Raw genomic sequence first — 12,890 nt, forward strand, 5'->3', positions numbered from 1 at the left:
CGGAATGCCAGAAACTCGCATACCCCGAAGGGAATACATCTATCCCCTGTCGGCCTCAGGCCAGGATGTCGGCGAGGAAGGCCGCCGTGTGGCTCTCTGTCGACTTGGCCACCTGCTCCGGCGTGCCGGAGGCGATGATGCGGCCGCCGCCGGACCCGCCGTCGGGCCCGAGATCCACGATCCAGTCGGCGCTCTTGATGACGTCGAGGTTGTGCTCGATCGTGATGACGGTGTTGCCCTTCTCTACGAGGCCCTGGAGCACCAGGAGGAGCTTCCGGATGTCCTCGAAGTGCAGGCCCGTGGTGGGTTCGTCCAGCACGTAGATGCTGCGCCCGTTGGAGCGCTTCTGCAGTTCCGCCGCGAGCTTCACGCGCTGGGCCTCGCCGCCGGAGAGCGTGGTGGCGGGCTGGCCCAGCCGGACATAGCCGAGCCCGACGTCGACGAGGGTGCTGAGGTGCCGGGCGATCGGCGAGAACGCCGCGAAGAACACGGCGCCTTCCTCGATCGGCATGTTCAGGACATCGGCGATGGTCTTGCCCTTGTAGTGGACTTCCAGGGTTTCCCGGTTGTAGCGGGCCCCGTGGCAGACCTCGCAAGGCACGTAGACGTCCGGCAGGAAGTTCATTTCGATCTTCAGCGTGCCGTCACCGGAGCAGGCCTCGCAGCGGCCGCCCTTGACGTTGAAGGAGAACCGGCCCGGCTGGTAGCCGCGGACCTTGGCCTCGGTGGTCTCGGCGAAGAGTTTGCGGATGTTGTCGAAGACTCCCGTATAGGTCGCCGGGTTGGAGCGTGGCGTGCGGCCGATGGGACTCTGGTCGACGTGCACCACCTTGTCCAGGTGCTCGAGGCCCTGGATGGACTTGTGCCGCCCGGCCACCTGCTTCGCGCCGTTCAGCTTGTTGGCCAGCACCTTGTAGAGGATCTCGTTGACCAGGGTCGATTTGCCGGAGCCGCTGACGCCGGTGACGGCCGTGAAGAGGCCCAGCGGGAAGGTTGCATCCACGTTCAGGAGGTTGTTCTCCTTGGCGCCGATGACCTTCAGTTCCCGCTTCTTGTCGTACTTGCGGCGCTTCTTCGGGATCTCGATCCGTCTGCGGCCGGAGAGGTAATCGCCGGTGAGCGATTCCGTGTTTTCCAGCAGTTCCTTGTAGGACCCGGAGTGCACCACCATGCCGCCGTGTTCGCCGGCGCCAGGTCCGATGTCCACCACCCAGTCGGCTTCCTGGATGGTGTCCTCGTCGTGTTCCACCACGATCAGCGTGTTGCCGAGGTCCCGCAGCCGGGTGAGCGTCTCGATGAGGCGGCGGTTGTCCCGCTGGTGCAGCCCGATGGACGGCTCGTCCAGGACGTATAGCACGCCCACGAGGCCGGAACCGATCTGGGTGGCGAGCCGGATGCGCTGGGCCTCGCCGCCGGACAGCGTGCCGGAGGGCCGCTCCAGGTTCAGGTATTCCAGGCCGACGTCGAGGAGGAAGGTCAGCCGGGCCTGGATTTCCTTCAGGACCTGGTGCCCGATCTGGGCTTCGCGGTCCGTCAGCACGAGGTTGTCCAGGAAGTGCGCGCATTCGCGCATCGGCAGCGCTGCGACCTCGGCGATGTTCTTGCGGTTGATCAGCACGGACAGCGACGCCGGGTTCAGCCGGGCGCCGTTGCAGGCCGGGCACGGGATCTGCCGCATGTATTCCTCGTAGCGGTCCCGGGCCGTGTCCGAGTCGGTTTCGAGGTGTTTGCGGTGCACGTACTGGATGACGCCTTCGAAGCCGGTGCTGTACTTGCGTTCCCGGCCGAAGCGGTTGCGGTACTGCACCACGACCTTGTGGTCCTTACCGTGCAGCACGGTCTGGCGGGTGTCCTCGGAGAGCTTGTCCCACGGCGTCTTCATCGAGAAGCCGAGTTCCTGGGCGAGTCCGCCGAGCAGCCGGCCCCAGTATTCCGAGGTCGCCGTCCCGAGCGACCAGGGCGCGATGGCCCCCTCCGCCAGGGAGAGTTCCCCGTTCGGGATGATGAGTTCCTCATCGACTTCCAGCTTTGTGCCGATGCCGCTGCAGGCGGAGCAGGCGCCGAAGGGGTTGTTGAACGAGAAGGAGCGCGGCTCGATCTCGTCAATCGCGAGGGGGTGCTCGTTGGGGCAGGCGAGGTGTTCGGAAAACGCCCTGACCCGCTCCGGGTCGTCCTCGTCGAGGTCGACGAATTCGGCCAGGATCCGGCCCTCGGCCAGCCCGAGCGCGGTTTCCACCGAGTCGGTGAGGCGCTGGCTGATGCCTTCCTTGACCACCAGACGGTCCACCACAACCTCGATGGTGTGCTTGAACTGCTTGCCGAGCTTGGGCGGATCGCTCAGCTGGATCAGCTTGTCGTCGACCCGGGCGCGTGAGTAACCCTTGGCCGTGAGCTCCTTGAACAGCTCGACGAATTCACCCTTGCGGCCGCGGACCACGGGGGCCAGGACCTGGAAGCGGGTGCCCTCCGGCAGTTCCAGCAGCTGGTCCACGATCTGTTGAGGGGTCTGCTTCGTGACAGGCTCCCCGCAGACAGGGCAATACGGGCGGCCCACGCGGGCCCACAGGAGGCGCATGTAGTCGTAAATCTCGGTGATGGTGCCCACGGTGGAGCGGGGGTTCTTGCTGGTGGACTTCTGGTCGATCGACACCGCGGGCGAGAGGCCTTCGATGAAGTCGACGTCGGGCTTGTCCACCTGTCCCAGGAACTGCCGGGCGTAGGCGGAGAGCGACTCGACATAGCGGCGCTGGCCCTCGGCGAAGATCGTGTCGAAGGCGAGGGACGATTTACCGGAGCCGGAGAGCCCGGTGAAGACGATCATGGAGTCCCGCGGCAGGTCGAGGTCCACGTTGCGCAGGTTGTGTTCGCGCGCGCCCTTGACGACGAGCCGGGACATGTCCGGACGCTTCACCTCGGGGCGGGATTCGACCGCGCGGCCCTGTTTTGCGGAGCCCATCGGAACGGAGCCCATCGGAACGGAGGTCTGGGAATCAACGGCTGGATCTTCAGCTACGGCTTTAGGCACGCTACCAATGCTAATCGAAAACTTCTTCGAATATCTATTCCCAGCTGTGTCCCAGGCCGGAGAATCAGCGCCGGTGTGCTAGCGGTGTGCTATTCGCGGTCGTACGCGGCGGCGAGCAGTTGAACGGCTGCGGCAAAGCTGGCGCCCTGGGCCTTCGCAGCGGCGGCGAAGTCGGCGGCGGCGGCGGAGAGCGAGCCCCAGGCCTCGTCGCGGGCGCAGACCACCGTCCCGTTCCGGCCCCGCGTGATCACGACGCCGGCGGCCTCGAGTTCCTTGTAGGCCCGCGCCACGGTGTGGGGGGCTACGCCCAGTTCGGCGGCGAGGCTGCGGACGGCCGGCAGCCGGGTTCCCGGTGCCAGGGTGCCGTTGTCCGCCCGTTCGATGACGTTGAGCCGGAGCTGTTCGAACAGCGGCACCGAGCTGGCCTGGTTGGGCTTCCAGGTGCCGGGGAATCGGTCCGCCACGTTCTCGGTCTGGCTCACTGTTCCGGCTTCCTCAGGCCGCGCCGCTGTTCGCGGCCGGCGAACTGGGCCTGGTAGAGATCCGTGTAAAGCGCGCCCCTGGCCATCAGCTGCTGATGGGTCCCGTGTTCAACGATCCGTCCGTGGTCCATGACGAGAATTAGATCAGCGTCCCGGACTGTGGACAAGCGGTGGGCAATCACGAAGCTGGTCCGGCCGTGACGGAGGCGCTGCATCGCCTGGCGGATTTGCACCTCCGTGCGGCTGTCCACCGAGCTCGTGGCCTCGTCCAGGACCAGGATGCTGCGGCCTGCCAGTTGCGCCCTCGCGATCGAGACAAGCTGGCGCTGCCCCCTGCTGAGCGAGTCGCCGTCGTCGCCGAGCACGGTGGCGTAGCCGTCCGGCAGCGAGCGGACGAACTGGTCCACGTGGCTGGCCTGCGCCGCGGCGACGATGTCGTCCTCGCTGGCGCCGGGCCTGCCGTATTCGATGTTCTCCCGGATGCTGCCCGTGAACAGCCACGCGTCCTGCAGCACGGTGCCGAAGGCGGAGCGCAGCTCGTCCCGGGGCATCTCCGCGATGTCCATGCCGTCGACGGTGATCCGGCCGGAGTCCAGTTCGTAGAACCGCATCAGGAGGTTCACCACTGTGGTTTTGCCGGCGCCGGTGTGGCCCACGATCGCCACCGTCTGCCCCGGCTCCACGGCAAAGGACAGATCCTGGACCACGGGGGATCCGGGGCTGTAGCTGAAGCTGACGTGTTCGAAGGCGATGCGGCCTTCGGCCACTGGCGTCGTCCCGCCGGCCGGTGACTTCCCCGCCCCGGCCTTGGCCGGCGACTTCCCCGCCCACGCCTTCGCCGGATCCCCCGCCCTGGCCGCCTGGTCGGGGGAAATCTCCGGGGCGTCCAGCAGGGCAAAGACCCGCTCAGCCGAAGCCAGGCAGGACTGCATGAGGGTCAGCATCCCGCCGATCTGGCCCATCGGCTGGCTGAAGAGGCGGCTGAACTGGATGAAGGCCTGGATGCCGCCGATCGTCATGGCGCCCGCCGTGACCTGGAGGGCCCCCACCACGGCGACGGCGACGTAGTTGAGGTTCGAAACGAAGACCATCAGCGGCTGCACCACGCCAGACACGTACTGGGCGCGGGCACTGGCACGGCTGAGTTTCCCGTTGCTCTCCCTGAAGCTGGCCGCCGAGGCTTCCTGCCAGCCGAAGGCCTTGATCACCTCGTGCCCGGTGAAAAACTCCTCCAGCTGTGCGTGCAGCTCGCCGGTGCTCCCCCACTGCTCGGTGAAGTAGGCCTGCGACTTCCGGGCTACCAGGACGGTGATCAGGGCCGAAACGGGCACGGACACCAGCGCGATCACCGCCAGGACCGGCGAGATCCACAGCATCATGGCCAGTGCCCCGGAGAGCATCAGCAGGGACATGATCAACTGGTTCAGCAGTTGGTTCAGGGCCTGCGAGATGTTGTCGACGTCGTTGGTGGCGCGGCTCAGGACTTCACCCCGGTGCTGTTCGTCGAAGTGGCTGGACGGCAGCACGTGCAGTTTCTCCTCGACGGAGGAGCGGAGATCAAAGCCCAGACGCTGGACGGCCGTGGCGGCCAGGGCGCCCTGGATCCAGCTGAAGACCGAGGCACCCAGGTACATGAGGGAGACAGCCGTGAGCAGCGCCGCCAGCTTCCCCACGTTGAAGGTGCCCCGCAAGACGCCGTCAACCACGACGTCGGTGGCGTCCCCCAGTGCCTTGGGGGCCGCCACATTGAGGATCACGAAGGCGCAGGTGGCCGCGATGACGCCGGTCATCCGCCACTTCGACGGCCGGAGCAATCCGAGCAGCCGGCCAATGGCCCGGCGGCCGGACAGGGTGGCCCCGGGTGCCGCCGTCGGGCCGGCCGGCCGGGCGCCGCCGTCCGTGGAGGCCGGGGAATCCTTCGGGGATACGGGGGCATCGCAGGCCTCGGCCTTGTCTTCGTCCTCGTCTTCGAGGCCAGGTTTGCGGCTCACGGAGTCTCCTCCAGCACAAGCTGCGAGGCTGCGATCTCCTGGTAGCTCGGTGAGGCGTCCATCAGTTCCTGGTGGGTGCCCTGCGCCACGATCCGGCCGTCTTCCAGCACCAGGATCAGCCCGGCGTCCACGATCGTGGCCACCCGCTCGGCCACGATCAGCACCGTTGCAGAGCGCAGCAGCGGTTTCATGGCCTCCCGCAGCCGGTAATCGGTGCCATAGTCCAGGGCCGAGAAGCTGTCGTCGAAGAGGTAGACGGGGGCACGCCGGAGCAGTGCGCGGGCAATGCAGAGCCGCTGCCGCTGGCCGCCGGAGAAGTTCGTGCCGCCCTGGCTCACCGGGGACTGCAGTCCGTGCGGCAGCTGGCGGACGAAGCCCGCGGCCTGGGCCGTTGTGAGCACCGCCCAGAGTTCCTCATCGGTGGCCGCGGGGGACCCCATCCTCAGATTGTCTGCGAGCGTCCCGGAAAACAGGTAGGAGTGTTGTGGCACCAGGGCGATGAGACCGCGGAGCACGTCCAGCGGCAGGGAACGGACCGCGTGGCCCCCGATCGTGATGTTCCCGGCAGTGGTGTTCAGGAAGCGCGGCAGCAGGTTCAGCAGCGTGCTTTTGCCGCTGCCGGTGGCGCCGATGATGGCCGTCGTGGTGCCGGGCGTTGCCTTGAAGCTGATGCCGGCGAGGACCGGCGCTTCGGCGCCCGGGTAGGCGAACTCGACGTCGCGGAACTCCACGGTGTTGTCCGCCGGGCCGTGGCCGTCCGCAGCGGAACCGTCCACCGCACCTGAACCGTCCGCCACACCGGGCCCGTCCGCGATGGCCGGAACCGTATCCAGAACCGCCTGGATCCGTTCCGCGCAGGCAGCCGCGCGCGGAGCCGTCATGAAGACGTACATGGCCATCATGATGGCGATCAGGATCTGCAGGATGTAGGCGATGAACGCCGTCAGTGCTCCCAGCCGCATCTCGCCGGCGTGGATCCGGTGCCCGCCGAACCAGACGACGCCGACCGAGGACAGATTGACCACGAGCATGATCATCGGCATCATCCCGGCGACGAGCAGTGCTGAGCGCAGGTTGTTCCGGGTGAGGTCCTTGTTCGCGCCGTTGAACCGCCGGATCTCGTGACCCTGCCGGACGAAGCCACGGATCACGTTGGCGCCGATGATCTGCTCACGCAGTACCCGGCTGATCCGGTCGATCAGCCCCTGGCCCTCCCGGTACAGCGGAACGAGGCGCCGCACGATCATGGCCATGATGACGGCGAGCAGCGGCACCACGGCGATAACGATGCCTGACAGGGCCAGGTCCTGGTGGACGGCCAGGGCAATCCCGCCGAGGAAGATGGCGGGGGCGGCGACCAGCATGGTGAACACCAGGACGGCCAGGTTCTGGATCTGGGCCACGTCGTTGGTGGCCCGCGTGACCAGGCTGGCGGCGCCGAACGCGGCCACCTCCTGGGAGGACAAGGACTGGACCTTGGCGAAGAGCTCTTCGCGCAGCTGCCGGCCCACGTCCATGGCCACGACGGCGCCCAGGTAGCCGGCGATGATCGCCGCCACGACCTGGACTGCGGCGATCACGGCCATCCAGACACCGAGGTCCAGGATTTCCGCCGTATTGCCGCCGACAATCCCGTCGTCGATGATGGCGGCGTTGAGGGTGGGCAGAAGCAGGTTGGCGGTGGACTGCACCAGTTGGAGGAGAACGATGGCCAGCACGGTCACCTTATGGGCGGACAGCAGGCGCCCCATCAGGCCAATTAGCACCGAACCTCCATCCCTGGATCAGGGCCCCGATCCAGAATCAGTGTGGCGGCCGCCCCGAGCCGCTTCGTCATTGTAGGCCCGGCCGCAGAGTGCTCTTTTGTATACTCTTCCGGGTCCGGAGACGGGGGTCCGGAAGCCCCCGGCGCCGCTCATTCCCGTTTGCGGGCCACGGCAAATATCCGGCGGAACGGGAAGACCGTCCCGTGCGCGCCGGACGGGTACGCCTCAGCCAGCCGTGCGGAATATTCGCTCTCAAATTCGCCGGCCTCCCCGGCGGACAGTGCGGCCAGCACAGGCCGGAGCCCGGTGCCCCGGACCCACTCCAGCACCGGGTTTTTGCCCGGGAGCAGCTGCAGGTACGTGGTTTCCCAGGCATCGGCGTCGCAGCCGGCGTCGAGCATGATGTCGAGGTATTCGGCGGCGTCGCCGACGACGTCGTCATGGCGGAGCACACCGCTGAGCCGGCCGGCCCAGGCCCCGGACTCCGCCAGTCCACGCATCAGGGTGTGGGAGGGCGAGTTGAAGTTTCCGGGCACCTGCAGGGCGAACCACGCCCCGGGCCTGAGGGCTGCGAGCCAGCGCGGCAGCAGCTCGCGGTGGCCGGGAACCCACTGCAGGGCAGCGTTGGTGACCACAACGTCCGTCTGTTCAGAGGGCATCCAGGCGGCGATGTCGGCCAGGCCGAAGGAGAGATTGGCGAACTTGTCCGCGTAGGCCTCTGCTTTCGCCAGCATCTCCTCGGAGGAATCCAGGCCCACCACCCTGGCGCCGGGCCAGCGCTCCGCGAGCGTGGCGGTGAGGTTCCCGGGGCCGCAGCCGAGGTCCACCACCAGCTGGGGATCGTCCGCGTGGATCCGGGACGTCAGGTCAAAGTAGGGCCTGTCACGGTAGTCCCCGAACTGCACGTACTTGACGGGATCCCATTTCATTATTTCCTCCAGTCACCGGCACGGATGCGACTTCCGAAGCGTAACCCCGGCCGGGGGCGGGACCAAGGAGGCGCGCGCCCTGCCGGCCGGCTGCCGAGCCCTCCGGCAGGTCCCCCCCTCAGGGTCCGGCCCACTAAGCTGGGGAGTAATGAAACTTGTTGATCAGCTCCCCGCCCCGGCCGCCCGAGTCCCAGGCAGGACCGGACTGGATCCGGACGAGCTGTACACGCGGTTCGTCGAGTGGACCGAAAGCCGCGGACTGGCCCTGTACACCGCCCAGGACGAGGCCATCATGGAACTGGCCGCCGGCTCCAACGTGATCCTGGCGACCCCCACGGGTTCCGGAAAGTCCCTCGTTGCCATCGCCGCGCATTTCCAGGCCGTGGCCCGGGGGCAGCGCAGCTATTACACCGCCCCGATCAAGGCCCTCGTGTCCGAGAAGTTCTTTGCCTTGTGCGAGATCTTCGGCGCGGAAAACGTGGGCATGATCACCGGCGACTCGGGCGTGAACCAGGACGCCCCGATTATCTGCTGCACCGCCGAGATCCTGGCCAACACGGCTTTGCGGGAAGGTGCTGCCGCGGACCTGGGCTCCGTCGTCATGGACGAGTTCCACTTCTACTCCGACCCGCAGCGCGGCTGGGCGTGGCAGGTTCCTCTGCTGGAACTCCCCCAGGCCCAGTTCCTGCTGATGTCCGCGACCCTCGGCGACGTCAGCCGGTTCGAGGAGGGCATCAGCGAACTGACCGGGCGTCCGACGACGACTGTCAGTTCCGTCGAACGCCCCATCCCGCTGCACTACTACTACGAGCAGACGCCCGTCCACGAGACCCTCGAAGAGCTCCTCGCCACCAAGCAGGTGCCCGTCTACGTGGTGCACTTCAGCCAGGTGGAGGCCATCGACCGGGCGCAGAACCTGATGAGCATCAACGTCTGCACCCGCGAGGAGAAGGACAGGATCGCTGAGCTGATCGCCGGCTTCCGCTTCGCCGCCGGCTTCGGCAAGACCCTGAACCGGCTGGTCCGCCACGGTATCGGCGTCCACCACGCCGGGATGCTGCCGAAGTACCGCCGGCTCGTGGAACAGCTGGCCCAGGCCGGGCTGCTCAAGGTCATCTGCGGCACGGACACCCTCGGCGTCGGCATCAACGTGCCGATCCGCACGGTGCTGCTGACCGCCCTGAGCAAGTACGACGGCGTCCGCACCCGGCTGCTGAACTCCCGCGAGTTCCACCAGATCGCCGGCCGGGCCGGACGGGCCGGCTACGACACGGCCGGGACCGTCGTCGTGCAGGCCCCCGAGCACGTCACCGAAAACGTCAAGGCGATGGCGAAAGCCACGGCAAAGTTCGGCGACGACCAGAAGAAGCTGCGCCAGGTGGTCAAGAAGAAGCCGCCCGAGGGTTTTGTGTCCTGGGGCGAGCCCACCTACAAACGCCTCGTGGAGTCCGTCCCGGACCCGCTCACGTCCAGCTTCACCGTGACCCATGCGATGCTGATGAACCTGATGGAACGGCCGGGGGACCCGTTCAAGGCCGCCCGCCGGCTGCTCACCGAGAACCACGAGCCGCGCTCCTCCCAGCTGCAGCTCATGAAGAAGGCCCTCGGCATCTACCGCGAGCTGCTGGCAGCCGGCGTCGTGGAGCGGATCCCGCCCGAGGAGCAGGGACGGGACGGCCGCACCGTCCGGCTGACGGTCCATCTCCAGGCCAACTTCGCCCTGAACCAGCCGTTGTCCCCCTTCGCCCTCGCGGCGCTGGACCTGCTGGACCCGGAGTCGCCGTCGTACGCCCTGGATGTGGTGTCCGTGATCGAATCCACCCTGGAGAAGCCGCGGCAGATCCTCTCTGCCCAGCAGAAGAAGGCCCGCGGCGAGGCGATCGCGGCGATGAAGGCCGACGGCATCGACTACGACCAGCGCATGGCCATGCTCGAGGACGTCACGTACCCGCAGCCGCTGGCTGAAATCCTCGGCGAGGCGTTCGACGTCTACCGCAAGGCCGCCCCGTGGATCGGCGACTTCGAGCTCGCGCCCAAGTCAATCGTCCGGGACATGTACGAACGGGCCATGAACTTCGGCGAGTTCGTCCAGTTCTACGGCCTGGCCCGTTCCGAAGGCATCGTGCTGCGCTACCTCGCCGACGGCTTCAAGGCGCTGCGCCAGACCGTCCCGCAGGACGCCCTGCGCGAGGACCTCGAGGACCTCATCGCCTGGCTCGGCGAACTGGTCCGCCAGGTGGACTCGAGCCTGCTCGACGAATGGGAGGAGCTCACCTCCGGCAAGGCGCCGACGCCGCACGACGCTCCGCCGCCCCCGCCGCCCTCGCTGACGTCCAACGTCCGGGCCTTCCGGGTGATGGTGCGCAATGAGATGTTCCGCCGCGTGGAACTGTTCGCGGATGAGGCGGCCACCGCCCTCGGCGAGCTCGACGGCGGATCCGGCTGGGACGCCGAACGCTGGGAAGACGCCCTGGACGACTACTTCGACGAACACGACGACATCGGCACCGGCCCCGACGCCCGGGGCCCCGGGCTGCTGATCATCACCGAGGAACCCGGCACGTGGAAGGTCCGGCAGATCTTCGAGGACCCGGCCGGCAACCACGACTGGGGCATCTCGGCCGAGGTGGACCTCGCGGCCTCCGACGAGACCGGCACCGCCGTCGTGCGGGTGACCAACGCCAACCGGCTGTAGGTAAACTCGAATAATGAGTGTAATCCGGCCCGCGACCGCGAACGATGTCCCCGCAATCCTGCAGATGATCCATGATCTGGCCATCTACGAAAAGGAACCCGATGCCGTCCGGAACACCCAGGAGATGCTCGCCGACGTGCTGTTCGGCGCAAACCCGCGGGTCTTCGCCACGATGGCCGAGAACGAATCCGGCTGCGTCCAGGGCTTCGCGCTCTGGTTCCTGAACTACTCCACCTGGGAAGGCGTCCACGGGATCTACCTCGAGGACCTGTACGTTATGCCCGAGGCCCGGGGTGCCGGCCACGGCAAGGCGCTCCTGCAGCACCTGGCCGCGACCGCCGTCGAACGCGGTTACGCGCGCGTCGAGTGGAGTGTCCTGGACTGGAACGAGCCTTCCATTGACTTCTACAAGAACCTCGGCGCCGCCCCGATGGAGGAATGGTCCACTTTCCGGCTCACCGGCGACGCGCTCGAAGCCTTCGGCACCGCACGCCAGGCCCACACCCGTGGCTGACCGCCCCCTGGCTGACCTGCCGGTGGCAGGCCTGCCGGCGGCAGGTCAGGCCGCAGCCGATCTGCTCGAGGCAGCTGCGGAAGCCGGGGGCACCGTCCACCACACCGTCAAGGCACGGCACGAGTACCGCGGCCTGCGCACCGCGGAACACTATTTCGAGGTGCCCCTGGACCATTTCCGCGGCGACGGGACGGGACAGAGCCGCGGCGAGACGATTACCGTGTTCGCCCGCGAGTACGTCTCGGAAGAGCACAGTGCGGAAACGGCGGCAGAGCTGCCCTGGCTGCTGTACCTGCAGGGGGGTCCCGGCGGGCGCGGCAACCGTCTCCCGTCCCTCGGCGGCTGGAGCAAGGCGGCTGCCAAGGATTTCCGCATCCTCATGCTGGACCAGCGCGGCACCGGGCTGTCCTCCGCCGTCGACCGCAACACGCTGCCGCTGCGCGGCAGCGACGCGGACCAGGCGGAGTACCTGTCGCACTTCCGGGCGGACTCCATCGTCGCCGACGCCGAGGCCATCCGGCACGCCCTGGGCTCGGATCCCTGGACCATCTACGGCCAGAGCTACGGCGGCTTCTGTGCGCTCAGTTACCTCTCCTTCGCCCCCGAGGGCCTGCGCGAAGCCCTCATTACGGGCGGGCTGGCTCCGCTGGCGGGCCCCGCGGACCGGGTGTACCGGGCCACGTTCCAGCGCGTCGCCGCCCGGAACACCGAATACTTCAGCTGGTACCCCGGCGACCGGAACACGGTCAACAGGATCGCCAAGCATTTGAGGGACACCGAGGAATTCCTGCCCGACGGCGAACGGCTGACGGTGGAGCGCTTCCAGATGGTGGGCTCGTTCCTGGGCGGGAACACCCGCGTGGACGCCCTGCACCACCTGCTGGAGGACGCCTTTGTCAGCACAGCCGACGGCGGCCGGCTCTCCGATCCTTTCCTCGAACAGGTCCGCAGCCTCGTGTCCCGGTCCGTCAACCCGCTGTACGCCCTGATGCACGAGTCCATCTACGGGCAGGGCGAGGCCACCGGCTGGGCTGCCTGGCGCGTCCTCCAGGAGTTTCCGGGGTTCCGCCCGGACGTCCCGGAGCCGCTGCTGACCGGGGAGATGGTCTACCCCTGGTACTTCGAGCAGGATCCGGCCCTCCGCCCGCTGCGGAACGTGGCGCAGCTGCTGGCGGAGAAGGCCGACTGGGCGCCGCTCTACGATCCGGACCGGCTGGCCCTCAACAGCGTTCCCGTGGCCGCCGCCGTCTACCGCGACGACATCTACGTGGACCGGGAACTGTCACTAGAGACCGCGGCCGCGGTCCGCGGCCTGCAGGTCTGGGAGTCCGCGGACTTCCACCACGACGGCATCGCGGACGACGGCGAAGGGATCTTCGCCCGGCTGCTGGGCATGACCCGCTCCGTCCGGGACTGACCCGGCCGCACGGGTATGGCCGCTGCCCGGCCGGGGTTTCAGCTGGCCACGTCACTAACCTCCGTGGGTAA

The 12,890-nt window shown here is 67.7% G+C and carries 8 protein-coding genes; 3 read left to right on the forward strand and 5 right to left on the reverse strand.

Going from position 1 to position 12,890, the window contains the following annotated elements; translation table 11 throughout:
* Positions 1–55: 55 nt before the first annotated feature.
* The 5 genes from uvrA to ACQCSU_RS02070 form a co-directional block, all read right to left on the reverse strand.
* Positions 56–2,956, reverse strand: coding sequence for an excinuclease ABC subunit UvrA (uvrA, locus tag ACQCSU_RS02050; RefSeq protein ID WP_426979913.1), 2,901 nt, complete (start codon positions 2,954–2,956; stop codon positions 56–58).
* A gap of 158 nt (positions 2,957–3,114) precedes the next feature.
* Complete coding sequence (locus tag ACQCSU_RS02055) at positions 3,115–3,507, reverse strand: GntR family transcriptional regulator (protein WP_426977982.1); 393 nt, start codon at positions 3,505–3,507, stop codon at positions 3,115–3,117.
* Positions 3,504–5,297, reverse strand: a complete 1,794-nt coding sequence (locus tag ACQCSU_RS02060; RefSeq protein ID WP_426979914.1) for an ABC transporter ATP-binding protein — start codon at positions 5,295–5,297, stop codon at positions 3,504–3,506. Before ACQCSU_RS02060 ends, ACQCSU_RS02055 begins: the two co-directional genes overlap by 4 nt.
* A gap of 197 nt (positions 5,298–5,494) precedes the next feature.
* Positions 5,495–7,249 carry an ABC transporter ATP-binding protein gene (locus ACQCSU_RS02065; protein WP_426979915.1) on the reverse strand — a complete coding sequence of 585 codons (1,755 nt, stop codon included), beginning with the start codon at positions 7,247–7,249 and terminating at the stop codon, positions 5,495–5,497.
* Positions 7,250–7,413: 164 nt separating this feature from the next.
* Complete coding sequence (locus tag ACQCSU_RS02070; RefSeq protein ID WP_426977984.1) at positions 7,414–8,193, reverse strand: trans-aconitate 2-methyltransferase; 780 nt, start codon at positions 8,191–8,193, stop codon at positions 7,414–7,416.
* 148 nt (positions 8,194–8,341) lie between these two features.
* Between ACQCSU_RS02070 and ACQCSU_RS02075 the strand changes: the two genes are divergently transcribed.
* From ACQCSU_RS02075 to ACQCSU_RS02085, 3 genes are all read left to right on the forward strand, one after another.
* Positions 8,342–10,888, forward strand: coding sequence for a DEAD/DEAH box helicase (locus ACQCSU_RS02075; RefSeq protein ID WP_426977986.1), 2,547 nt, complete (start codon positions 8,342–8,344; stop codon positions 10,886–10,888).
* Positions 10,889–10,901: 13 nt separating this feature from the next.
* A complete protein-coding gene (locus ACQCSU_RS02080) occupies positions 10,902–11,402 on the forward strand; it encodes an N-acetyltransferase family protein (protein WP_426977988.1) in 501 nt (166 codons plus the stop codon).
* 61 nt (positions 11,403–11,463) lie between these two features.
* The gene (locus tag ACQCSU_RS02085; RefSeq protein WP_426979916.1) at positions 11,464–12,819 is read left to right on the forward strand and encodes an alpha/beta fold hydrolase; all 1,356 of its coding nucleotides are present in this window, start codon (positions 11,464–11,466) and stop codon (positions 12,817–12,819) included.
* The last annotated feature ends 71 nt before the right edge of the window (positions 12,820–12,890 follow it).

This window comes from Pseudarthrobacter sp. O4, assembly GCF_050157025.1.
In the GTDB taxonomy this organism is placed as follows: domain Bacteria; phylum Actinomycetota; class Actinomycetes; order Actinomycetales; family Micrococcaceae; genus Arthrobacter.